Source organism: Rhodoplanes sp. P11 (assembly GCF_964266735.1).
Taxonomy (GTDB): domain Bacteria; phylum Pseudomonadota; class Alphaproteobacteria; order Rhizobiales; family Xanthobacteraceae; genus Rhodoplanes; species Rhodoplanes serenus.
In genome coordinates, this window is record NZ_CAXWGY010000016.1 from 186,689 (window position 1) to 210,629 (window position 23,941).

Annotated in this window: 20 protein-coding genes; 8 read left to right on the forward strand and 12 right to left on the reverse strand. The window is 71.3% G+C overall.

Features of this window, described 5'->3' with window-relative positions:
• Positions 1-53: 53 nt before the first annotated feature.
• Together ACFQUV_RS12660 and ACFQUV_RS12665 are read right to left on the reverse strand one after the other, a co-directional pair.
• The gene (locus tag ACFQUV_RS12660) at positions 54-3,227 is read right to left on the reverse strand and encodes an efflux RND transporter permease subunit (protein ID WP_129607493.1); all 3,174 of its coding nucleotides are present in this window, start codon (positions 3,225-3,227) and stop codon (positions 54-56) included.
• A 7-nt stretch (positions 3,228-3,234) separates the two neighbouring features.
• A complete protein-coding gene (locus ACFQUV_RS12665) occupies positions 3,235-4,560 on the reverse strand; it encodes an efflux RND transporter periplasmic adaptor subunit (protein WP_129607494.1) in 1,326 nt (441 codons plus the stop codon).
• Between the two features lie 246 nt (positions 4,561-4,806).
• Between ACFQUV_RS12665 and ACFQUV_RS12670 the strand changes: the two genes are divergently transcribed.
• Positions 4,807-5,163, forward strand: a complete 357-nt coding sequence (locus ACFQUV_RS12670) for a hypothetical protein (protein ID WP_129607495.1) — start codon at positions 4,807-4,809, stop codon at positions 5,161-5,163.
• 26 nt (positions 5,164-5,189) lie between these two features.
• On the opposite strand, the gene ACFQUV_RS12675 is transcribed toward ACFQUV_RS12670, so the two are convergent.
• Genes ACFQUV_RS12675 through ACFQUV_RS12685 form a run of 3 tightly spaced genes read right to left on the reverse strand, consistent with a single transcriptional unit; the run spans position 5,190 to position 10,658 of the window.
• Positions 5,190-6,206 (reverse strand): adenosine deaminase, encoded by a 1,017-nt coding sequence (locus ACFQUV_RS12675; RefSeq protein ID WP_129607496.1) that lies wholly within the window; start codon positions 6,204-6,206, stop codon positions 5,190-5,192.
• Positions 6,207-6,260: 54 nt separating this feature from the next.
• On the reverse strand, positions 6,261-9,476 hold the full coding sequence (locus tag ACFQUV_RS12680) for an efflux RND transporter permease subunit (RefSeq protein WP_129607497.1): 3,216 nt from the start codon (positions 9,474-9,476) through the stop codon (positions 6,261-6,263).
• A gap of 3 nt (positions 9,477-9,479) precedes the next feature.
• Positions 9,480-10,658 carry an efflux RND transporter periplasmic adaptor subunit gene (locus tag ACFQUV_RS12685; RefSeq protein WP_129607498.1) on the reverse strand — a complete coding sequence of 393 codons (1,179 nt, stop codon included), beginning with the start codon at positions 10,656-10,658 and terminating at the stop codon, positions 9,480-9,482.
• A gap of 526 nt (positions 10,659-11,184) precedes the next feature.
• Between ACFQUV_RS12685 and ACFQUV_RS12690 the strand changes: the two genes are divergently transcribed.
• From ACFQUV_RS12690 to ACFQUV_RS12705, 4 genes are all read left to right on the forward strand, one after another.
• Positions 11,185-12,417, forward strand: coding sequence for an argininosuccinate synthase (locus tag ACFQUV_RS12690; protein ID WP_129607500.1), 1,233 nt, complete (start codon positions 11,185-11,187; stop codon positions 12,415-12,417).
• Positions 12,418-12,963: 546 nt separating this feature from the next.
• Entirely contained in the window at positions 12,964-13,365 is a 402-nt protein-coding gene (locus ACFQUV_RS12695) for a 6-carboxytetrahydropterin synthase (protein ID WP_129611448.1), read from the forward strand.
• Positions 13,362-14,489, forward strand: a complete 1,128-nt coding sequence (locus tag ACFQUV_RS12700) for a glycosyltransferase family 4 protein (protein ID WP_129611449.1) — start codon at positions 13,362-13,364, stop codon at positions 14,487-14,489. The genes ACFQUV_RS12695 and ACFQUV_RS12700 overlap by 4 nt, the downstream gene beginning before the upstream one ends.
• Positions 14,486-15,289, forward strand: coding sequence for a class I SAM-dependent methyltransferase (locus ACFQUV_RS12705; RefSeq protein WP_129611450.1), 804 nt, complete (start codon positions 14,486-14,488; stop codon positions 15,287-15,289). The genes ACFQUV_RS12700 and ACFQUV_RS12705 overlap by 4 nt, the downstream gene beginning before the upstream one ends.
• 28 nt (positions 15,290-15,317) lie before the next feature.
• Here ACFQUV_RS12705 and ACFQUV_RS12710 read toward each other — a convergent pair whose 3' ends face one another.
• On the reverse strand, positions 15,318-16,124 hold the full coding sequence (locus tag ACFQUV_RS12710) for a RibD family protein (protein ID WP_129611451.1): 807 nt from the start codon (positions 16,122-16,124) through the stop codon (positions 15,318-15,320).
• Positions 16,125-16,442: 318 nt separating this feature from the next.
• Between ACFQUV_RS12710 and ACFQUV_RS12715 the strand changes: the two genes are divergently transcribed.
• Positions 16,443-17,000: a cytochrome b gene (locus ACFQUV_RS12715; protein ID WP_170300597.1), complete on the forward strand. Its 558-nt coding sequence runs from the start codon at positions 16,443-16,445 to the stop codon at positions 16,998-17,000.
• Positions 17,001-17,066: 66 nt separating this feature from the next.
• Here the strand turns inward: ACFQUV_RS12715 and ureC are convergent, their stop codons facing one another.
• The 6 genes from ureC to ACFQUV_RS12745 form a co-directional block, all read right to left on the reverse strand.
• Positions 17,067-18,776, reverse strand: a complete 1,710-nt coding sequence (gene ureC, locus ACFQUV_RS12720) for an urease subunit alpha (protein ID WP_129611453.1) — start codon at positions 18,774-18,776, stop codon at positions 17,067-17,069.
• A 15-nt stretch (positions 18,777-18,791) separates the two neighbouring features.
• A complete protein-coding gene (locus tag ACFQUV_RS12725) occupies positions 18,792-19,148 on the reverse strand; it encodes a GFA family protein (RefSeq protein ID WP_129611454.1) in 357 nt (118 codons plus the stop codon).
• A 107-nt stretch (positions 19,149-19,255) separates the two neighbouring features.
• Entirely contained in the window at positions 19,256-19,561 is a 306-nt protein-coding gene (locus ACFQUV_RS12730) for an urease subunit beta (RefSeq protein ID WP_129611455.1), read from the reverse strand.
• Complete coding sequence (locus ACFQUV_RS12735; RefSeq protein ID WP_129611456.1) at positions 19,558-20,166, reverse strand: formylmethanofuran dehydrogenase subunit E family protein; 609 nt, start codon at positions 20,164-20,166, stop codon at positions 19,558-19,560. Before ACFQUV_RS12735 ends, ACFQUV_RS12730 begins: the two co-directional genes overlap by 4 nt.
• 9 nt (positions 20,167-20,175) lie before the next feature.
• On the reverse strand, positions 20,176-20,478 hold the full coding sequence (locus ACFQUV_RS12740; RefSeq protein ID WP_129611457.1) for an urease subunit gamma: 303 nt from the start codon (positions 20,476-20,478) through the stop codon (positions 20,176-20,178).
• A 12-nt stretch (positions 20,479-20,490) separates the two neighbouring features.
• A complete protein-coding gene (locus ACFQUV_RS12745; protein WP_129611513.1) occupies positions 20,491-21,333 on the reverse strand; it encodes an urease accessory protein UreD in 843 nt (280 codons plus the stop codon).
• Positions 21,334-21,654: 321 nt separating this feature from the next.
• On the opposite strand from ACFQUV_RS12745, the gene ACFQUV_RS12750 reads away from it, so the two are divergent.
• A complete protein-coding gene (locus ACFQUV_RS12750; protein ID WP_244601758.1) occupies positions 21,655-22,851 on the forward strand; it encodes a urate hydroxylase PuuD in 1,197 nt (398 codons plus the stop codon).
• A 97-nt stretch (positions 22,852-22,948) separates the two neighbouring features.
• Positions 22,949-23,845, forward strand: a complete 897-nt coding sequence (gene uraD, locus ACFQUV_RS12755; RefSeq protein WP_129611459.1) for a 2-oxo-4-hydroxy-4-carboxy-5-ureidoimidazoline decarboxylase — start codon at positions 22,949-22,951, stop codon at positions 23,843-23,845.
• Positions 23,846-23,941: the final 96 nt, after the last annotated feature.

A 23,941-nucleotide genomic window follows, 5' to 3' on the forward strand; every position in this document is an offset into this window, starting at 1 on the left:
GCGGCGATCCGGGTCCGCCATGGCCGGGACGAGCCCGGCCATGGCGAGGTTTGTCACTCCGCCGGCGCCGCCGTGCCGTCCGGGCTCCGCGGCTCGGCGCCCGCCTTCCGGGCCTTGCGGGCCGCCAGGAACTCCTCGAACCGCTGCACCATCACGAAGAACGACGGCACGAACAGCACGGCGAGGCAGGTCGAGGCGATCATACCCGAGAACACCGTGATGCCGATCGAGGCGCGGGCCGAGGCGCCCGCCCCGCTCGCCACCACCAGCGGCGCGACGCCCAGGATGAAGGCGAACGAGGTCATCAGGATCGGCCGGAACCGTTCGCGCGCGCCCTCGACGGCGGACTCCAGGATGGACTTGCCGGCGGCCCGCGTCTCGCGGGCGAACTCGACGATCAGGATGGCGTTCTTGGCCGACAGCGCGATCAGCAGCACCAGGCCGATCTGGACGTAGAGGTTGTTGTCGACCCGGAGCAGGTTCAGCGCCAGCACCGGGCCGAGCAGCGACAGCGGCACCGCCAGCACCACGGCGATCGGCGCCCACCAGCTCTCGTACTGGCCGGCCAGCACCAGATAGACCAGCAGGATCGACAGCGCGAAGACCACGAACATCTGATTGCCGACGATCTTCTCCTGGTACGACATCGCGGTCCATTCGATGCCGGACCCCGGCGGCAGCGTCTTGTCGGCGATCTGCTCCATCAGCCGCATCGCCTGCCCGGTCGACACCCCGGCGGCTGGCAGTGCCACGATGGTGGCCGACGGATAGAGATTGTACAGGCTGATCAGCGGCGCCCCGACGGTGGGCGTGATGCTCATCAGCGTGCCGAGGGGAATCATGTCGCCCTTGGCGTTGCGCACCGTGAGATTGCGGACGTCCTCCAGCCGCTGGCGGAAGTCGGCGTCGGCCTGCACATAGACCTGGAAGACGCGGCCGAACTTGTTGAACTGATCCACATAGGTGGAGCCCAGATAACCGGCGAGCGTCTGGAACACCTGATCGAGTGAGACTTGCAGGGTCTCGGTCTTCACCCGGTCGACCTCGACCCGGTATTGCGGCGCGCTCGACCGGAAGGTCGAGATGACGCGCTGGATCTGCGACTGCGTCGCCGCGTTGGCGACGAAGCTGTCGACCATGCCTTGCAGCTTGACCAGATCGAAGCTGCCGTCGCGCAGCTCGATCTGCATGGTGACGCCGCCGGCATTGCCGACGCCCTGGATCGGCGGCGGCGGCACCACCAGGATCTTGGCCTCGGGAATGTCGCCGAGAGAGCCGTTGAGGCCGATCAGCAGCGAGCGCAGATCCTCGCCCTTTCCGCGCTTGTCCCAGTCGTCGAGCATGATGTAGGCGACGCCCGCATTGGCGAGCGACGCGGAGTTGTCGAGCGGCGACACGCCCGCGATGGCGATCACCTGCTTGACGCCCGGCGTCTTGCGGGCGATCTCGGTCACCCGGTCGAGCACGCCTTGCGTGCGGCCGAGCGAAGCGCCGTCGGGCAACTGCACGCTGGCCAGCACATAGCCCTGGTCCTCGATGGGCAGGAAGCCGGTCGCCACCCGGGTGAAGCCCCAGAAGGCGCCGCCGATGATCAGCAGCGCCACCACCACCATGGCGCCGCTCACCCGCACCATGCGGCCGATCAGCCCGGCATAGAGACGCTCGGCGCGGCCATAGACCGCGTTGAAGGCGCGGAAGAAGGCGTTGCGCTGCTCCGGCGGCACCGGGGCGCGCAGCCAGGTGGCCGCCTGGGTCGGCTTCAGGGTCAGGGCGTTGATGGCGGAGAGAAACGCGGTGGCGGCGATCACCAGAGCGAACTGCGCATACATGCGGCCGGTGAGGCCGGGCAGGAACGCCGCCGGCAGAAACACCGCCATCAGCACCAAAGTGATGCCGATGATCGGGCCGAGCAGGATCGCCATGGCGCCGATGGCCGCATCGTGGCCGCTCATGCCCTTCTCGATGTTGTGGGCGGCGCCCTCGACCACCACGATGGCGTCGTCCACCACGATGCCGATCGCCAGCACGATGGCGAACAGGGTCGACAGGTTGACGGTGAAGCCGAGCGCCGCCATCGCGGCGAAGGCGCCCACGATGGTGACCGGCACCGTGGTGGCCGGCACCAGCATGGCGCGCCAGTCCTGGAGGAACAGGAGGATGACGATCAGCACCAGGATCGCCGCCTCGTACAGCGTCTTGTACACCTCGTTGATCGATTGGGTGACGAACAGCGTGGTGTCGAACGGCACCCCGTAGATGAGGCCCTGCGGAAAGTCCTTGGCCAGCACCACCATCTTGGCCTTGACCCGATCGGCGACGTCGAGCGCGTTGGCACCGGGCGACTGATAGATGGCGATGCCGGCGGCCGGCTTGCCGTCCTGGGTGAAGATCTGACTGTAGGTCTGCGCGCCCAGCTCGACCCGGCCGATGTCGCGCACCCGCGTGACTTCGCCGTTCTGGCCGGTCTTGACGATGACGGCGGCGAACTGGTCCGGATCATCGAGGCGGCCCAGCACCTCGAGCGTGTACTGGAAGTTCTGCGTGCGGGGCGACGGCGGCATGCCGACCTGTCCGGCCGTCACCTGCTGGTTCTGGCCCTGCAACGCCTGGACGACGTCCTGCGTGGTCAGCGCACGCGCCTGGAGCCGGTTGGGATCGAGCCAGACGCGCATCGAGTACTGGCCGGCGCCGAACACCGTGACGTTGCCGACGCCGGGCAGGCGCGCGATCTCGTCGCGCAGCCGGATGGTGGCGTAGTTGGCGAGATAGAGGCTGTCGAAGCGATCGTCCGGCGACGTCAGGGTGACGATCTGGAGGATCGACGTCATCTTCTTCTGCACCGTCACGCCCTGCACCTGGACGGACTGCGGTAGCTGCGACAGCGCGGTGGCGACGCGGTTCTGCACCAGCACCTGCGCCATGTCGAGATCGGTGCCGATCTCGAAGGTGACGGTCAGCGTGTAGCTGCCGTCCGATCCGGCGTAGGACTGCATGTAGATCATGCCCTGCACGCCGTTGACCTGCTGCTCGATCGGCAGCGCCACCGTGTCGATCACGGTGCGGGCGCTGGCGCCCGGATAGCTGGTGGTGACCTGGACGGTGGGCGGCACCACGTCGGGATACTGCGACACCGGCAGCCGCAGCAGCGCCACGGCGCCGATCACGATCATCAGGATGGCCAGAACGTTGGCGAGGACCGGCCGCTCGATGAAGAATTTGGAGATCATGCCGGGCTCACTGCATGGTGCGAGGGCGCGGCAGCCCGCCCGGCAGGGCCGGCGGCGCCGGTGAGGGCACCGGCGCCAGCACCGGGTCGGCCACCTTCGGCGCGGCCGGCAGCGTGTTGGGCAGCGGCGGCGGCGCCGGCGGCGCCTTCGGCAGCTCGACCGGCGGCGGCGCCGCGAGCGTGGTGAGCTGCGGGTCGACCTTCTGGCCCGGCACGGCGCGCAGGGCGCCGCCGACGACGACGCGGTCGTCCGGCCCGAGGCCCTTCTCGATAATGCGCAGCTCGCCGACCTGCGGCCCGACCTCGACCTTGCGCTGCTCGACGACATCGTCCTTGCCGATCACCAGCACGTAGCGGCCGCCCTGGTCGCTGCCGATCGCCGTGTCGGGCACCAGGATCGCGTTCGGGATGCGCTCGATCGGCAGCCGCACGCGGACGAAATAGCCGGGCAGCAAAGCGCGCTTGTCGTTCGCCAGGATGGCGCGGGCGAGCAGCGTGCCGGTCGAGGCGCTGACCGAGGGCGCCACATAGTCGAGCGTGCCGACATGCGGGTATCCCATCTCGGTCTGGGTGGCGATCTCGATCGGCACCTTGCGCATGTCGTCGCGGGTGAGGCCGAGGCGGGCCATCTCGTCGCGGATGCGCTGGACGTCGGTCTCGCTGATGTTGAAGGTCACGTAGATCGGCGCGACCTGCACGATGCTGGCGAGCGTGGTGGGCTGGCCGTTGGCGCCCACATACTGGCCGAGCGACACCTGGCGGGCCGTCACCATGCCGTCGAACGGCGCCGTCACCCGGGTGTAGCCGTCGTTGATGACGGCCAGCAGGGTGTTGGCCTTGGACTGGTCGAGATTCGCCTGGGCGGTGTCGCGGCTGGCGGTCGCCTGGTCGAGCAGCGACTGCGGGCTGGCCTGCTTGGCGACCAGATCGACCTGGCGGTCGAAGACGATCTGCTGCTGCCGGAGATTGGCCTCGGCGCCGAGCTCGGCCGCCTTGGCCTGGTCGACCTTCACCTTGTAGGGCTCGGGCTCGATGGTGAACAGGAGCCGGCCCTGCTTCACCTCCTCGCCATCGTCGTAGCTGATGCCCTGGACGAAGCCGGCGACCCGGGCGACCAGATCCGCCTGGTTGACCGGCACGGTCGAGCCGGTCGCCTCGAGATAGCGGATCGCCGCCTGCTGCACGGGCTTCGCCACCGTCACCCGGGGGGGCGGCGGAGCGACGTATCTGTTCTGCTCGCCACAGGCGGCGAGCGAGACGGCGAGCACGGCGGGGAGAGCGAAGGGGAGCGCGACGGCGACAGCCGTCGAGAGCGGGCGAACCAAGCGGGTCACGGCGTCCTTCCGGGGCTGTCGGGTGGGGCCGGTAGCCGCCCGCCGACCAGGACGACCCCGTACCGTACCGCCGTTATACCAGCTTTCCGGCTAGCGCTCGCTGCGATTTCGGAGCGGGGTCCGGACCGGCGGCGGCCCGGCGCGGGCCGAAGGGACGAGCCGCGGTCTAGATCTTTCGGGCGAAGGCCGAAGGTTCCTCTAACAGACTCTTAACCGGATGGTCGCACCCTGCCCCGGGGTGAGACGATGATCAAGGTTCACCACGCAAATCGCGGCGTCGCCGTCGTCCTGGCCATCGCGGCCGGTCTGGCGGCCCTCACCTTGCTGCTCTACGAGATCGGGGCGCGCCACTTCGGCCTGCATCCCCCCAGCGCGCGCCTGCTCGGCGAGGCCGAGCCGCCGAGCGAGGAGTCCCGCCGCCACGGCCGCATGTGGGTGAAGGTCGATAACATGGGGAACTGTCGCGAGTTCTCCATCGACAACCGCACCCAGCAGATGATCGACAAGGGCGTCGTCACCTGCGACCCGGCCCGCAAGCAGGAGATCAAGACCAACACGACGTCGAAGTTCGACTCGTTCCGCGACGCCTTCGGCGGCAAGTAACCGGGTCTCCGGCGACGGCGCGACCGTCACCCCGCCTCGCGCACCGCCACCTCGAAGCGCTCGAGCGCGCGGGCACGCTCCTCCGCGGACATCATGGCGGCCTCGAAGCTGGTGCGGGCGAGCGCCACGATCTCGGCGGGCGCCAGATCGAGCGACGCCGCGACGGCGCGGAAATTGTCGTTCACATAGCCGCCGAAATAGGCGGGGTCGTCGGAGTTCACCGTCACGGCGACGCCCTTGTCGGTCATTCGCCGCAGCGGATGATGGACGAGATCGTCGATGACCCGCAGCCGCAGGTTGGACAGCGGGCACATGGTCAGCGGCACCCGGTCGCGGGCGAGCCGCGCCACCAGCGCCTCGTCCTCGACGGCGCGGTTGCCGTGGTCGACGCGACGGACGCCGAGCACGTCGAGCGCCTGCCACACATAGGCGGGCGGGCCCTCCTCGCCCGCATGGGCGAAGAGGTGGAAGCCGGCGTCGCGGGCACGGGCGAACACCCGCCGGAATTTCTCCGGCGGGTGCCCCTGCTCGGAGGAATCGAGACCGACCCCGACGATGCGCTCGCGATGCGCCAGTGCCGCATCGAGGGTGCGCTCGGCATCCCGCTCGTCGAGATGGCGCAGGAAGCACATGATCAGGCTCGCCGACAGGCCGAGAGTCTCCCGCGCATCGCGGCACGCCCGATGCAGCCCGTTCACGACCGTGTCGAACGCGACGCCCCGGCTGGTGTGGCCCTGCGGATCGAAGAACATCTCGACATGCACGACATTGTCGGCGTGCGCCCGGCGTAGATAGGCGGTGGCGAGATCGTAGAAGTCCTGCTCGGTCACCAGCACCGACATGCCGACATAGTAGACGTCGAGAAAGTCCTGGAGCGAGCCGAACCGATAGGCGCGGCGCACCGCCTCGACCGAGTCCCACGGCAGCGTCACGTTGTTGCGGCGGGCGAGCGCCACCATCATGTCGGGCTCCAGCGAGCCCTCGATGTGGATGTGCAGCTCGCATTTCGGCAGGCGGCCGATGAGCAGGTCGCGATCCGGCATGTCGCGCAAGTCCCCCCGGTGTGATCCGGGGGGACTATAGCAGAACCGCCATCGTCACGCCGGGGCGGCCGGCACCTCGGCGGGCGGCTTCATCGCCGCAGCCGGCGGCGACACCGGCGCGGAACCATGAGGCTCGCCATGAGCGCTCGCCGCCGCGGCCGCCGCCACCGCGGCGCCCTCCTCGTCGAGCCGCCGCCGCTCCGCCCGCGGCAGCGCGAAGCGGTCGTAGAGGATCGGCAGCATCAAGAGGGTCAGCGCCGTCGCGGTGACGAGGCCGCCGATCACCACGATGGCGAGCGGCCGCTGGATCTCCGCGCCCGGCCCGTCGGCGAACAGGAACGGCACCAGGCCGAGCGCCGCGATCGACGCCGTCAGGCTGACCGGCCGCAGTCGCCGCCGCGTCCCTTCCATCACGGCCTCGCGGAACGGCAGCGTGCCGCGCCCGCACACCTCGTTGATGTAGGACACCAGCACCACGCCGTTGAGCACCGCGATACCCATCAGGGCGATGAAGCCGACCGACGAGGGCACCGACAGGAACTCGCCCGAAGCCCACAGCGCGATCACCCCGCCGATGGTGGCGAACGGCACGTTGCAGAACACGAGCGTGGCCTGGCGGAACGACCCGAAGGTGAGATAGAGCAGCAGGAAGATGCCGCCGAGCGCGATCGGCACCACGATCATCAGCCGCGCCGAGGCGCGCTGCTGGTTCTCGAACTGGCCGCCCCACACGAGCCCGTAGCCCTTCGGCATCTCCACCTTCTCGGCCACGGAGGCCTTGGCGTCGGTGACGAAGCCGACGAGATCGCGGCCGCGCACATTGGCCAGCACGGTGGCGAAGCGCTGGCCGTCCTCGCGGATGACCTGGATGGGGCCGTCCTCGATCCGGATGGCGGCGACCTGGGCGAGCTCCACGGTGCCGCCGCCCGGCAGCACGATCGGCACGCGAGCGAGATCGGCCGCCGAGGCGCGCAGGCGCTCCTCGCCGCGGATCACCAGCGGGGTGCGCACCTGCCCTTCCAGCACCAGGCCGACCCGGCGGCCGTCGACCCACACCCGTAGCGCCTCCTGCACCTGCTCGGCGTTCAGCCCGAAGCGGCCCGCCTGGGCGCGGTCCACCTCGACCGTGAAGTAGCGCATCCCGGCGTTGCGCAGCGCGAACACGTCGGTCGCGCCGGCCATCGAGCGGATCGCGCCGGCGACGTCGCGGGCGACCCGGTTGAGGGTGGCGATGTCGTCGCCGAACACCTTGACGACGACGTCGCCGCGCGCCCCGATGATCATCTCCTGCACCCGCATGTCGATCGGCTGCGTCAGCGCGTAGTCGATGCCCGGGATGCCGTCGAGCACCCGCCGCAGCTCGCCGAGGAACCAACGCATGTCGGGTCCGCGCCAGGTCTCCTTCGGGGCGAGCGTCATGAACATGTCGGTCTCGTTGAGGCCGACCGGATCGATGCCGAGCTCGTCGGCGCCGGCGCGCGCCATCACCCGCTTGATCTCCGGGATCTCGGTCATCAGCGCCTGCTGGATGCGCAGATCGGTCTGTGCCGCCTCGTCGACCGAGATGGTGGGGAACTTGCGGATGGTGACCACCGGCGTGCCCTCGTCCATCACCGGCATGAAGGTGCCGCCGATGCGCGGGAACACCACCGCGACCACCGCGATGCCGATCGCCACCGCGGCGAACACCACGGCGGGCCGGCGCATCACGAAGGCGAGCGTCGGATCGTAGACGGCGTGCAGCTTGCGCATCAGCCAGGGCTCGGCGTGGCTGGTCGGCTTGAGCAGCAGCGCCGACATCACCGGCACCACGGTGAGCGACAGCACGAGCGCCGCGATCAGCGCCACCACGATGGTGATGGCGACCGGGCTGAACAGCCGGCCCTCCAGCCCTTCGAGCGACAACAGCGGCGCGAACACCATGATGATGATGACGACGCCGGAGACCAGCGGCACCGCCACCTCGCGGGTCGCCTCCAGGGTCAGCCGCAGCCGCGTCGGCAGATCGCGCGAGCCGGCATGGGCGAGGCGATGCTCGACATTCTCGACCACCACTACGGCGCAGTCGACCAAAAGGCCGATGGCGATGGCCAGGCCGCCGAGCGACATGATGTTGGCCGACATGCCGAACAGGCGCATCATCCCGAAGGTGGTCAGCACTGCCAGCGGCAGGATCAGCGACACCACCAGGGCGGAGCGCAGATTGCCGAGGAACAGGAGCAGCATGACGACGACCAGCAGGATCGCTTCCAGCAGCACCTTCTGGACCGTCCACACCGCCTTGCCGATCAGCTCGCTACGATCGTAGAAGATGACGATCTTGGCACCGTCCGGCAGCCGCGGCTCCAGCTCGGCGAACCGCTTCTTCACGCCGTCCACCACGGTGCGGGCATTGGCGCCGCGCAGGCCGAGCACCATGGCCCACACGGTCTCGCCCTCGGCATCGGCGGTGACGACGCCGTTGCGGGCGAGCGAGCCGTGGCGCACGTCGGCGACGTCGCCGACCCGCACCACCGAGCCGCCGCGCACCGCCACGATGGTGTTGCGAATATCCTCCAGGGTGCGGATGCGGCCCTCCGAGCGCACCAGCAGCGCCTCCTCGCCGGTGCGGATGCGGCCGGCGCCGTCGTTGCGGTTGTTCTCGGAGATCGCATCCTCGAGCATCTCGGTGGTGATGCCGCGGGCCGCCATGGCGGTCGGCGACGGCATCACCTCGAAGGTGCGCACGAAGCCGCCGAGCACGTTGACGTCGGCGACGCCGGGCAGGCCGCGCAGCGACGGCCGGATCGTCCAGTCGATCAGGCTGCGCTTCTCCTTGGGGTCGAGGGTCTCCGACTCGATGGTGAACATCACCATCTCGGCGAGCGGCGTCACGATCGGGGCGAGGCCGCCATCCGCATCGGCGGGAAGCTGGTCACGCACCTCCTGCAAGCGCTCGTTCACCTGGGCGCGGGCCCAGAAGATATCGGTGCCCTCGGCGAACTCGAAGGTCATGAGCGCCACCGCGTAGCGGGTGGTCGAGCGCATGCGCACCAGGTTGGGGATGCCGCGCACCGCCAGCTCGATCGGCGTGGTGACGCGGCTCTCCAGCTCCTCCGGGGTGAGGCCGGGCGCCCGCATGGAGACGAGCACCTGCACGGGCGCGACGTCCGGGAATGCGTCGATGGAGAGGCGCTGATAGGCGGTGGCGCCCCACACGGCGAGGGCGATCGCCCCGATGATGACCAGCAGGCGCTGACGGAGCGCGAGATCGACGAGACGGGCGAGCATCGGTCAGTCCTGGTCGACGGCGGCGAGCTCGGCGAGCAGCGCCAGGATGCCGCGGTCAGCGACGCGATCGGTCTCCGCCAGGTTGGCGCGCACCGACGCGCGGCCGCCGGCCTCGGCGATCACCTGCACGGGCCGGGCCCGGAAGCCGTTCTCCTCGCGGACGAACACCCAGGAGCGATCTCGATGGCGCACCACCGCCGAGGCCGGCACCGACCACTGCGGCGTTCCGTTCTGGCCGATGCGGATCGTCGCGGCCACCGCGAGGCCCGGCCGCACCAGGCCGCCGCCCGAGGAGATCTCGGCGACCGCCACGGCCGACTGGGTGTTCTGGTCGACGGTGCGACCGATGCGGATGATCCGCCCCTGCACCCCATAGGCCGGCAGCACCACGGCGTCGCCGACATCGACGGCAGGGAGGCGCGCGGCCGGCACCTGGATGTTGACCCACAGGGGCTCCAGGCGGGCGATGGTGAACACCGGCGCCGCCGCCTCGACGCGCTGGCCCGGATTGGCGTTGCGCGACACCACCGTGCCGGCCATCGGGGCGTGGATCGTCACCGCGCTGACGATGCGGCGGCTGTTGCGCAGCGCCTCGATGTCGGCCTCCGACATCTCCATCAGGCCGAGGATCTGCGAGCGCTCGTCGAGCCGCGACTTGGCATGCGAGGCTTCGGTCTCGGCGATGCGCAGCTCGCGCTCGGGGGTGACGCGGCCTTCCCACAAGAGGCGGGTGCGGCGCAACCGATCGGTCGCCAGCGCCTCGTCGGCGAGCGCCGCGAGATACTGGCGCTGCGCCTCGACGAGATCGGGCGAGCGCAGCCGGGCGATCGACTGGCCGGCCGTCACGGTCTCGTCGGCGGCGACCAGCATGGCCTCGACCAGCCCGCCGGCCGGCGCCGCGACGACGCGGAGCTGCTGCGGCGGGATGGCCACCGTGCCGGGCAGCGACAGCTCCACCTCGCCGCGCTCCCGCTCGATGGAAGTGGTGGCGATGCCGGCCGAGCGGACCTCGCGCTCGTCGAGCCGGATCGCGATGCCCTCCTGGTCGCGCCGCGTGTCGGGCGGCGCGGGCGTGGCGGCGCGGGCCGCGGCGACCAGGGTGGCGGAGACCTGAGCGGCGACGAGGGCGATCGACAGCGCGACGGAGAGCGTCCGTCCGCGCCGGGCAGGCGTAGCGGTCATGGGCAGGCTCGTTGGGTTCGGCTCGGCGGATGAGAGCGGCTGACCGGACCCACCGGGTCCGGGTCGCGGCGGTGGCGATCAGGCGGCTCGGTCGCGCAAGGCGGGCTCCTGTGTCTGAACGTCGTCTCCGTCGTCCTTGCGGCCAGAGGTAGGGAGATGCGCGCCCCGCGCCAGTCCCGCACCGCCGCTACAAATGTCGCACCACGGCCGCAATCGCCTCCGCCGCCGTTCCGAGAACCCTGGCCGACAAGGAAGAACGCTCGGCGTCTAGGCCGATCGGACGAAACCGTGCGGGCGGGTGCGACACGCGGTCCGGGCGCGACCATCCGGACCGCCGGGGGCCATCCGGCGGAGCACCGGGATCGCGGCGCGCAGCCGCCGGCCTCTGCACGGCATGGCTGCCGGGCCGGGGCTCGGCTTGCACCGGGCCGCCCGGCGCCTATAGTCCGCCGCGATTTTCAACTGCCGAGACCGGCCGGGCCCGCCCGGCCGGACGAGCGAGGAGCGGCCGGGCGGCCGAGAGGGCATGGCGAAGAGCGACGTGAAGAAGGTGGTGCTGGCCTATTCGGGCGGCCTCGATACCTCGATCATCCTGAAGTGGCTGCAAACCACCTATGGCTGCGAGGTGGTGACCTTCACGGCCGATCTCGGCCAGGGCGAGGAGCTGGAGCCGGCGCGCCACAAGGCGCTGCTGCTCGGCATCAAGCCGGAGAACATCTTCATCGAGGATCTGCGCGAGGAGTTCGTCCGCGACTACGTGTTCCCGATGTTCCGCGCCAACGCGGTCTACGAGGGCCAGTACCTGCTCGGCACCTCGATCGCGCGGCCGCTGATCGGCAAGAAGCAGATCGAGATCGCCGAGAAGGTGGGGGCCGACGCGGTGTGCCACGGCGCCACCGGCAAGGGCAACGATCAGGTCCGCTTCGAGCTCGCCTACTACGCGCTCAAGCCCGACGTGAAGGTGATCGCGCCGTGGCGCGAGTGGGACCTCACCTCGCGCACCAAGCTGATCGAGTTCGCCGAGCAGCACCAGATCCCGATCGCCAAGGACAAGCGCGGCGAGGCGCCGTTCTCGACCGACGCCAACCTGCTGCACACCTCCTCCGAGGGCAAGGTGCTGGAGGACCCGTCGCAGGACGTGCCGGACTACGTCTACAGCCGCACCGTCAATCCCGAGGACGCGCCCGACCGGGCGACGTTCATCACGGTCGACTTCGAGCGCGGCGACGCCGTCGCGGTGGACGGCGTCAAGCTCACGCCGGCCGCGCTGCTGGCCAAGCTCAACGACCTCGGGCGCGAGAACGGCATCGGCCGGCTGGATCTCGTCGAGAACCGCTATGTCGGCATGAAGTCGCGCGGCATGTACGAGACGCCCGGCGGCACCATCCTGCTCGCCGCCCACCGCGGCATCGAGCAGATCACGCTCGATCGCGGCGCCGCGCATCTCAAGGACGAGCTGATGCCGAAATACGCCGAGCTCGTCTACAACGGGTTCTGGTTCGCGCCCGAGCGCGAGATGCTGCAAGCCGCCATCGACAAGAGCCAGGAGTTCGTCACCGGCCGGGTGCGGCTCAAGCTCTACAAGGGCAACGTCTCGGTGGTCGGCCGCGAGAGCCCCTACTCGCTCTACGACCAGGAGCTGGTCACCTTCGAGGAGGGCGCCGTCGCCTACGACCAGCATGACGCCCAGGGCTTCATCAAGCTCAACGCGCTGCGCCTGCGCACCCTCGGCCAGCGCAAGAAGCGGATGGGCAAGTAGAGGCTTCGGCACGATAGCGGCTCTCCCGCTCCCCTGCTCATCGCACGGCGGCAGCCCTCCCTCTCCCCGCAGGCGGGGAGAGGGTCGGGGTGAGGGGCGAGACCAGGAGTCCGTGACGGGCGCGTGACGGACGACAGCCTACCGTCGGTGCCATCGGCGCGGCCGCCAGAAAGCTGACGAACGGCACCGCCCCCTCACCCGGCTCCCCGCTTCGCGGCTCGCCGACCTCTCCCCGCCCGCGGGGAGAGGTGACCATCGACAGACGCCGAGAGGCTGGATGACCCGACCGCTCGGCGGCGGCTCTCCCTCTCCCCCGCTCACCGCACGGTAGCGGTTCTCCCTCTCGCCCCTCATCGCACGGCGGCAGCCCTCCCTCTCCCCGCCCGCGAGGAGAGGGTCGGGGTGAGGGGCGAGAAAAAATATGGGTGAGGGCGAGGAAAGGGCGGGGCAAACAGTCGGGTGAAGGGCGGCGCAGCGACGTCTCGTCTTGTCTGCGCATCGTCGACTTCGGCTATCCTGCTCGCCTGACCGACAGGAGGCCGCCCCGTGTACGCCGTCGAAGTCCGCCACCACATCATGATCGCCCACTCGTTCCGCGGAGCCGTGTTCGGCCCGGCGCAGGCGCTGCACGGGGCGACCTTCGTGGTCGACGCCGCCATCTTGGCCGAGACGCTGGACGAGAACGGCATCGTGGTCGACATCGGCCGCGCCCACGAGGCCCTGAAGGCCGTGCTGGCGCCGCTCGACTACCAGAATCTCGACGCCCTGCCGGAGTTCGCCGGCCAGAACACCACCACCGAGTTCCTCACCCGCCACATCTTCGACCGGCTCGCCGCGGCGGCCCGCGCCGGCGATCTCGGCCGCGACGGCCGGGCGCTCGCCGCCATCCGCGTCACCATCTCGGAATCCCACGTCGCCCGCGCCTGGTACGAGGCGCCGCTGTGGTGAGCGCCGCCCCGCCGGGGCGGCACACGCCGTCGGCGCCACGGCTGGCGTTCGCCGTGCCCGGCGATCTCGCCACCCCGACCGGCGGCTACGCCTATGACCGCCGCATCGTCGCCGGGCTGCGCGCCGCCAGCCGCAGCGTCGACGTCGTCGACCTCGGCGAGGGCTTTCCGTGGCCGGACGCGGCGACCCGGATGGCGGCGCTCGCGGCCATCGAGCGGCTGCCCGCCGGCACCGCGACCGTCATCGACGGCCTCGCCTTCGGGGTGCTGCCGGAGCTCGCCGCGACAGCCTGTCGCCGGCTGCCGGTGATCGCCCTGGTGCATCATCCGCTCGCTCTGGAGAGCGGCCTCGATGCCACCGCGGCGGCCCGGCTGCGCGACAGCGAGCGCACCGCGCTCGCCAGCGCCCGCGGCGTGGTGGTGACCAGTGCGGCGACCGCCCGCCTCGTCGCCGCCGATTACGGCGTCCCGACGGGGCGCATCGCCGTGGTGCCGCCGGGCACCGAAAGGGGCGCCCCGCCGCCCGCGAGCGGCGCCGTGCCGACCGGCCGGCGCGCCGGCCCGGTGGCGCTCATCGCCGTCGGCGCCGTGGTGCCCCGCAAGGGCTACGACGTGCTGGTCGCGGCGCTGGCGCGGCTCGCCGATCTCGACTGGCGCCTGACCATCGCGGGCGCCACCGACCGCGATCCGGCGACGGCGGCGGCGCTCGCGCGCCAGATCGTGGACCTCGGGCTCGGCGACCGCGTTGTCGTCGCGGGAGCCGTCCCGGACGACCGGCTCGCGGCGCTCTACGCCGCAAGCGACGTGTTCGTGCTGGCGTCGCGGTTCGAGGGATACGGGATGGCATTCTCGGAAGCGGTCGCCTACGGTCTGCCGGTGGTCGGCACCACGGCCGGAGCGATTCCCGACACGGTGCCGGCCGGCACGGGCCTGCTGGTTCCGCCCGACGACCCGACCGCGCTGGCGGCGGCGTTGCGGACCCTGATCACCGACGAGGCGACCCGGACCCGGATCGCTGCGGCGGCCCGGGCGGCCGCCGCCGGACTGCCGGACTGGACCGAGGCGGCCCGGCTTTTCGCCCATTCGATCGACCGCCTCACCGCCAGCCGCGAGGCCGCCCCGTGAGCACCTTCACCGCCGACTGGCTCGACCGCCGCGAGCCGCACGACCGCCAGGCCCGCAATCCCGCCGTGCTCGCGGCCGTGGCGGCCCGCTTCGCCGGCGGCACCTCGATCACGCTGGTCGATCTCGCCTGCGGCACCGGCGCCACCGTGCGGGCGCTCGGCCCGTCGCTGCCCCGCCATCAGCACTGGCGGCTGGTCGACAACGATCTCGGCCTGCTGGCCCGCGCCAAGGGGAACGGCGGCCCCGAAACCCGCATCACCGCCCAGGCGGTCGACCTCGCACACGACCTCGAGGCGGCGCTCGACGGGCCGGTCGATCTGGTCACCACCTCGGCCTTTCTCGATCTCGTCTCCGAGGAGTGGCTGGAGCGGCTGGTCACCGAGATCGCCGCCCGCCGGCTGCCCTTCTACGCGGCGCTCTCCTACGACGGGCGGGTGCTGCTCGACCCCGCCGACGATGCCGACGCCCTCATCGTCTCGGCCTTCAACCGCCACCAGAGCATGGACAAGGGCTTCGGCCCCGCCCTCGGCCCGGCCGCCGCCGGCCGGGCGGCGCGGCTGTTCGAGCGGCTCGACTACACCGTGGTCGAGGGCACCGCCGACTGGCTGATCGAGGCGACCGACCCGATCCAGCAGGAGCTGCTCGACTCGCTCGCCGGCACGGCGCGCGAGCTGGTCGGCGTCCCCGAGTCGACCATCGAGGGCTGGGCGACCCGCCGCCGCATCCTGCGCGCGGCCGGCCGCTCGACCCTCCAGGTCGGCCATCTCGACTTCTTCGCCCGCCCGGCCGAGCCCGGCTGAGGGGGACGCCGGGGCGCCGGTGGCGCCCTCACTTGAGCGCGGTTCTCGCCCGGCCGAGCGGCCGCCGCTGGCCCGAGAGGTCGCAGTCGAACAGCACCTCGTCGCCGAGCGCCATCGTGCGCACCTTGGGCCGCAGCGCCTCGTCGGCATGGCCGATGGCCGGCAGCGAGCAGCCGGGCCGCCCCGAGCCGAGGATGATGGGGGCCACCACCACATGCAGCCGGTCGAGGCAGCCGGTCGCCAGGAAGCCCGACAGGGTGTCGGCACCGCCCTCGATCAGCACCCGCCGCAGACCCGCCGCCGCCAGCGCCCCGAGGATCGCGGCCGGATGCAGCCGCCCGTCGGTCTCCGGCAGGCCGAGCCGCTCGACCCCGGCGGGCAGCCGCGCCCGGGTGGTCGACCGGGTCACCACGAGGCGGCGGGCGCCGTCGTCCGCGAGCAGGCGGGCGCCACCGGGCAGTCGGCCGCGGGGGTCGATCACCACCCGGGCCGGATGGGGCCCGGCGACATGCCGCACGGTGAGCAGCGGATCGTCGGCGAGCGCCGTGCCGATGCCGATCACCACGGCGTCGACCACGGCGCGCAGGCGGTGCAGATGGGCGAGGCCGGCGGCGCCGTTGATGTATTCAAGGCGCCCCCCGATGGTGGCGATGCGGCCATCGAGCGACTGGCCGATCTGGCCGATGACCACGAGATCGTCGACGCGGCCGTGGCGCAGCGGCTCGAACAGCGGCGCCCAGACGGGCGGCAGCGGCCCGCCGTCGCGCAGCGCCCGCGGCACCTCCGACCAATCGTCGGCAACCGGCTGGTCTGGGGCGGAACGCGAAGGAGTCAACGGCTGGTCCGATCGGCTGGCATGCGGGGCATCGGGCGCGGTCCGTGGCGCGATCGGTCGCGCGGTCGAGTGTGCAAGTCGGAGGCATGGTCGGCACGCGACCGCGCGGCCGGCACCAGGCGCGGCACGCGGAGGCTTGCGTCGACCGCGACTTTATCCTGTGATGCGGCGCCGGCTCAATCGCCTCGTGCAGCCCGCGCCCGCCCCCCGCGCGGCGTCGCGACGCACCGGGCGGTCGTCCTCCGCGACAGCGAAGGCGGCCACGATCAGAGCCGAACCGATCAGAGCCGAACCGATCGAAGCGCGAGGAGCTCGACCGTGACCGCCACGACCACCACGCCCGCGCGGGGCGCGCCCGGCTACACCGCGACCGCCCGGGCGCTGCACTGGATCACCGCCGCCATCGTCATCGCGCTCGTCCCGGGCGGCATCTACATGGCCAATGCCGAGCCGGGGCCGACCCAGGACCTCGCCTTCCACCTGCACCGCTCGTTCGGCGTCGTGCTGCTGCTGCTGATGGTGATCCGCTTCGCCTACCGGATGCTGGTGCCGCCGCCGCCGCTGCCGCGCGACATTCCGGCCCGCCAGCGTGCCGCCGCCCAGGCGGTGCACGGCATCCTCTACGCGCTCCTCATCGTGCAGCCGCTGGTCGGCTGGATCGCCACCTCGGCCTATCGGGCGCCAATCCTGGTGTTCTGGCTGTTCGAGCTGCCGCCGATCTGGCCGCAGGATCGCGCCTTCTCGGAGGCGCTGTTCGGGCTGCACCGCTCGTTCGGGTGGATGATCGCCGCGCTGGTGCTCGTCCATGTCGCCGCCGCGCTGTATCACCACCTCGTCCGCCGCGACGACGTGCTGGTGCGGATGCTGCGCGGCTGACGGCTCCGGCTCGCCGTACCCTGGCCGACCATCCGCTGGCGGCGACGCTTGCCGACGGCGCGCCGGTCAGAACAGGAAGTAGCGCTGCGCCATCGGCAGCACCGCGGCGGGCGCGCAGGTGAGCAGGGCGCCGTCGGCGCTCACCTCGTAGGTCTCGGGATCGACGGTGATCGACGGCGTCGCGCCGTTGTGGATCAGGTCGCGCTTGCCGATGGTGCGGGTGTTCTCCACCGCCACCATCGCCTTGGCGGTGCCGAGCCGGCCGGCGAGACCGGCCGCCACCGCGGCCTTGGACACGAACACCACGGACGTCGCCGCGACGGCCCGGCCGAAGGCGCCGAACATCGGCCGGTAATGCACCGGCTGCGGCGTCGGGATCGAGGCGTTGGGATCGCCCATCGGGGCCGCCACGATGGCGCCGCCCTTGATCACCAGCTCGGGCTTGACGCCGAAGAAGGCCGGCGACCACAGCACGAGGTCGGCGAGCTTGCCGGGCTCGACCGAGCCGATGTGACGCGCCACGCCGTGGGCGATCGCCGGGTTGATGGTGTACTTGGCGATGTAGCGCTTGGCCCGCGCATTGTCGTTTTCGCCGTGCTCCTCCGGCAGCCGGCCGCGCTGCCGCTTCATCTTGTCGGCGGTCTGCCAGGTGCGGATGATCACCTCGCCGATGCGACCCATCGCCTGGCTGTCCGACGACATCATCGACAGCGCTCCGAGGTCGTGCAGGATGTCCTCCGCCGCGATGGTCTCCTTGCGGATGCGGCTCTCGGCGAAGGCGAGATCCTCGGCAATCGACGGGTCGAGATGGTGGCACACCATCAGCATGTCGAGATGCTCGTCGATGGTGTTGACGGTGAACGGCCGCGTCGGATTGGTCGACGACGGCAGCACGTTGGGCAGGCCCGCCACCTTGATGATGTCGGGCGCGTGGCCGCCACCCGCCCCCTCGGTGTGGAAGGCGTGGATGGTGCGGCCCTTGAAGGCCGCGATGGTGTCCTCCACGAAGCCCGACTCGTTGAGCGTGTCGGTGTGGATCATCACCTGAACGTCGTGCTCGTCGGCGACCGTGAGGCAGCAGTCGATGGCGGCCGGCGTGGTGCCCCAGTCCTCGTGCAGCTTCATGGCGCAGGCGCCAGCCTCGATCATCTCGACCAGCGCGGCGGGCCGCGCCGCGTTGCCCTTGCCGGCGAAGCCGAGATTGACCGGGAAGGCGTCGGCGGCCTGGATCATGCGGGCGATGTGCCACGGCCCCGGCGTGCAGGTGGTCGCGTTGGTGCCGGCCGCCGGCCCGGTGCCGCCGCCGAGCAGCGAGGTGACGCCCGACATCAGCGCCTCCTCGATCTGCTGCGGGCAGATGAAGTGGATGTGGGTATCGAAACCGCCGGCGGTGAGAATGCGGCCCTCGCCGGCGATCACCTCGGTGCCCGGCCCGATGACGATATCGACGCCGGGCTGGATGTCGGGATTGCCGGCCTTGCCGATCGCCGCGATGCGCCCATCCTTCAGGCCGACATCGGCCTTCACGACGCCCCAGTGATCGAGGATCACCGCGTTGGTGATCACCGTGTCGACGGCGCCGTCCCGGTTGGTGATCTGGCTCTGGCCCATGCCGTCGCGGATCACCTTGCCGCCGCCGAACTTCACCTCCTCGCCATAGATGGTGAGGTCGCGCTCCACCGCGATGAACAGGTCGGTGTCGGCGAGCCGCACCCTGTCGCCGGTGGTGGGCCCGAACATCCCCGCATAGGCGGCACGCGAGATGGTGACGGGCATGGGCGGTCTCCGGGGTCAGAAGTTGCGGCCGTCCACCGCCTTCGGCGACAGGCTGCCGGGATCGACGCCGTCGAGGCAGCGGAGGTTGACGGCGACCATCCGGGTGCCGTTCGGCATGGTGCCGCGCGCGAACGACTGGATGCCGCAGGTGGTGCAGAACAGGTGGTGGATGACCTTCTTGTTGAACTGGTAATCGGTCATCCCGGCCTCGCCGGAGATCAGCGAGAAGGCCGACTCGGGCGCGAACGCCAGGATCGCGCCGAGCCGGGCGCAGCGCGAGCAGTTGCACGCAATCGCGCTGTCGAGATCGACGTGGACCTCGTAGCGCACCGCGCCGCAGTGACATCCGCCGGTGAAGTGCTTGGCTGCCATTCCGAACCTCTCTGATGCTCACCCGGTGCGACGTGGCGACTGCCACACCGCACACCGGCCCGGTTCAGTACATTGAAACACCCCCGCCACCAACACGAGGTGACGGCTCACAACGGCCCCATCACCTCCTGCCGGAACCCGAACACCGTGCGGGTGCCGGCGAGCGGTATCAGCCCGACCGCGCGCGACTGGCCCGGCTCGAAGCGCACCGCGGTCCCGGCCGCGATGTCGAGCCGCATGCCGCGGGCCGCGGCGCGATCGAAGGCGAGCGCCGGATTGGTCTCGAAGAAATGGTAGTGCGAGCCGACCTGGATCGGCCGGTCGCCCGTGTTGGTCACCGTCAGGGTGATGGTCTCGCGCCCGGCATTGAGCACGATGTCACCCGCGGCCGTGACGATCTCGCCGGGGATCATGGCTTCGCCTCCGTTGCGGGGCCGCTCGCATCGGCGGCCGGGATGTCCTGCACCGTCATCAGCTCGGCCGTCGGGATGGCCATCACGGCGTCCCAGCGGCCGACGCCGGTCGGCTCCTTGTTGATGTCGCGCAGCCGCGGCCAGATCGCCTCCGGCACCGCGTAGGCGACGGCGCGCCCGCTCGGCCGGTGCCGGATGACGACATGGCCGAACAGGCCGGGGCCGGCCGGCGCATCGGCGACCCGCAACGTACCCTGCCCGGGCGACGCCCGGGTGGCGATCATCACGCCGTCGACGATGCAGGGGCACGGCGCCGCGAGGCTCGACCGATAGGTGACGTCGAGCTCGCGCGGCGCCGCGCCGAGGCGCCGGCGAGCGTCGTCGCCGATGCGGATGCCGACCGCGATCAACGACCCGAAGCCACCGTGCACGCGGGCGCCGAGCGACACCCACAGGTCGCGCTCCTCCGCCGGTGTCGTCTCGATCGGCCCGTCATGGGCGGCGGCCGGACGGCCTGCGCCGACCACGACGGCGAGCAGCGCCACAGCGGCGAGCGGCGCCGCCCCCATGCCGATCCTCGCCGTGCTCGCGATCTCGCCGCGCATGCGTGTCGCTCAGCGGATCGGATCGTGGACAGTGACCAGCTTGGTCCCGTCCGGGAACGTGGCCTCGACCTGGATCTCGGGGATCATCTCGGCGATGCCCTCCATCACCTGGTCGCGGGTCAGCACGCCGGCGCCGGCCTCCATCAGCGCGGCAACGCTGCGGCCGTCGCGGGCGCCCTCCAGGATGAAGTCGGAGATCAGCGCCACCGCCTCCGGATGGTTCAGCTTGACGCCGCGCTCCAGGCGACGGCGCGCCACCATGGCGGCCATGGCGATCATCAGCTTGTCCTTTTCACGCGGCGTGAGATGCATGGAGCGGTCCCGTCAGTTGGTCCACAGCGGTGGCAGCGCGCCCGCGAGCGCCACCGTCAGAACGGCGGTGAGATCGCGGCGCAGCGTTTCCCCGTCCGGGGCGCAGAAGCGCACGGCGCTGCGGCCGTTCCAGGACGACGCACCGGCCTCTCCGGCAAGCGGCACGGCGCCACCCTGCACGGCAGCGACCAGCGCCTCATCGGCCGGCACCGTCAGCAGCGTGGCCAGCGCGATGCCGCCCGCCGCCACCGCCGGCTCGGCCAGCCGCGCCGCCACCGCCCCGTCGAGCCGCAGCCCTTCGGCATGAAGAAGCCGGCCGTCACGGCGTACCCGCCAGCGGTCGACCAGCCGGCCGTGGGTCACCACCTCGTCCATGCCGGCACGGCCGAACACCACCGCCTCGGCGAGCACGAGGCGCGCATCGGCCGCCAGATCCACCTCGATGATGCGATCGAGCCGGGCGCGGTCGAACAGGATCGTCTCGCGCGGCAGCCAGGCCAGGCGGGCCCCCGCCCCGACCGCCAGCCGCACCGCAACCGCAGCGGCCGGGCCGTGCGAGCGATAGACCTTCTCGGCCGACGCGGTGGTGATCCGCAGATCGGCCCCGGCCGCGACGGTCACCTCGATGTCGGCGGTATCGCCACCCGCGATGCCGCCCGCCGTGTTGACCAGGACGGCATCGAGACCGGCGGTCGGCCGCGCCGGCGCCGGGAAGCGCACCCGCAGCGAGCCCTCCTCGTAGACCGCTGTGCGCCAGGTGGCGCCGGACCGCAGCGCAGCGGCGAGGCGAATGCGCCCGCGCGCCCGGTTGGCCGCGAAGGTCGCGTCCTGGCTGCTCAGCGAGTCGCAGTGCATCGCGCCCCGCAAGGTGTCGCCACGCAAGGTGTCGCCGCTCGCTGTCCCGATCACCGTCTCGGCCCGCACGCCGGCGTCTCCCTGGCCGGTGGCTCGCCGGCACCCATGGCGGAAGCTCCCGCAAGCCGGCATCAAACGCAAGCCGGATCAAACGCAAGCGTCGTGCCAGCCCTCGGGCGAAGCCCGCGCCTCGATCGGTCGCCGGCCTTGCCCCGCGCCGTCGGCCGCCGCTTGAACTCGCCGGCCCGGCTCTGTCATGGTGAGATGCCTCTCGGCGGCTCGCCCCCCGCGCCGTCACCCCCGGACATCACGAGGTGCTGCTTGGAGCTCGTACTGACCGAATGGGCGTCCGCCCTGCTGCGATGGCTGCATGTGGTCGCCGCGATGGCCTGGATCGGCAGCTCGTTCTACTTCATTCATCTCGATCTCAGCCTCAAGCCCCGCCCCGGCCCGCCGGACGGCGTCAAGGGCGAGGCGTGGCAGGTGCACGGCGGCGGCTTCTATCAGATCGTCAAGTATCTGGTGGCGCCGGCCCGGATGCCCGACGAGCTGACCTGGTTCAAGTGGGAGTCCTACGCCACCTGGCTGTCGGGCTTCGGGCTGCTGGTCGTCGTCTATTATCTCAATGCCGATCTGTTCCTGATCGACAGGGCGGTGCTCGACCTGACTGTTCCGCAGGCGGCCGGGCTCGCCTTCGTCACCCTCCTGGTCGCCTGGCTCGCCTACGAGGGCCTGTGCCGCTGCCCGCTCGGCCGCCACGAGACCGCGCTGGCCCTGGTCGGCTTCGTCTTCCTGGTCGCGCTGACCTGGGGCTTCACCCAGGTGTTCAGCGGGCGCGGGGCCCTGACCCAGATCGGCGCCCTCATCGGCACCATCATGGTGGCGAACGTGTTCGTCATCATCATCCCGAACCAGAGAAAGACGGTGGCGGCGCTGGTCGAGGGGCGCACCCCCGATCCGCGCTGGGGCGAGCTCGGCAAACAGCGCTCGATCCACAACAACTACCTGACCCTGCCGGTCGTTTTCCTGATGCTGAGCAATCACTATCCGCTGGTGTTCGCGACCCGCTGGAACTGGCTCATCGTCGCCATCGTGCTGCTGATCGGGCCGGTGATCCGGCACTTCTACAACACCCGGCACGCCGGCAAGGGCGATCCCTGGTGGACCTGGGCGGTCGCTGCGGCCGGGGTGGCGGCGATCGTCTGGCTGTCGATGGCGGGGCCACGCGACGGCGCCACCGGCGCCCTGCCGGCGCCGCCCCGCTTCGCCGAGGTCGGCGAGGTGATCGGCAGCCGCTGCACCATGTGCCACGCGCGCCAGCCGGTGTGGGCCGGCATCGCGGCGGCGCCGAAGGATCTACGGCTCGACGAGCCCGAGCTGATCCGACGGCATGCGCGGCTGATCGATCTCCAGGCGGTGCGCACCCACGCGATGCCGCCCGGCAACGTCACCGAGATGACGACCCAGGAACGCGCCCTGCTGGCGGCCTGGCTCGCCGCCGGCGCGCCGGGGGAATGACGGCGCGCCATCCACATCCTGGCCCGCCGATCGACAGGATCGACGCCCGCAGCCCGCGCGGGGGATGACACACCGGCGCTTCCGGAGGCCGTACACTATGCCGAGTCCCACCACCGTATCGCTCGACACCCTCGACGCCGCCGACGACGAGACCTTCGTGGCGGCGCTGGCCGACATCTACGAGCACTCGCCCTGGGTGGCCGAGGCGGTCGCCGCGGCGCGACCGTTCGGCACGCTCGCAGCGCTGCACGACGCCATGGCGGCGGCGGTTCGCGCCGCCGGGGCCGAGCGGCAGCGCGCCCTGCTGGCCGCCCATCCGGACCTCGCCGGCAAGGCGGCCCGCGCCGGCGCCCTGACGGCGGAATCGACCGCCGAGCAGGCGAGCGCCGGGCTCGACCGTCTGTCGGACGAGGAGTTCGCGGCCTTCCACCGGCTCAACACCGCGTATCGCGACCGCTTCGGCATCCCGTTCATCGTCTGCGTGCGCCGCCACACCAAGGCGTCGATCCTGCGCCAGTTCGAGCGGCGGCTCGCCAACGACCCGACCCAGGAGCACGCCACCGCGCTCGACGAGGTGATTCGCATCGCGGCGCTCCGGCTCGACCAGCGGGTCGCGGCGGCGGACCGGCTGCCGCTCGCCGGCCGCCTGTCGACCCATGTGCTCGACACCCACGGCGGCACGCCGGCCGCCGGCATCCCCCTCGCTCTGTATGAACTGTCCGGCGACGGCGCGCGCCGGCTGATCGTCCGCGCCGTGACCAACCGGGACGGGCGCACCGACCAGCCGCTGATCGGCGGCCGCCCGGTGCCGATCGGCCTGTACGAGCTGGTATTCGAAGTGGGGGCCTACTTCGCCGGGCGCGGTGTTACGCTCGCCGATCCGCCGTTCATCGATCAGGTGCCGATCCGCTTCGCGGTCGGCGAGGCGGAGGGGCATTACCACGTCCCGTTGCTGGTGACCCCGTGGAGCTATGCCACCTATCGCGGCAGCTGACACGCGACATCCCGCCCCGGCATGGCGGAAAGAATGCGGCTTTGGACCGGAGCCCAGCGGCGCTAATCTGAGCATCGGCGGGCCGGTTGCCGCATA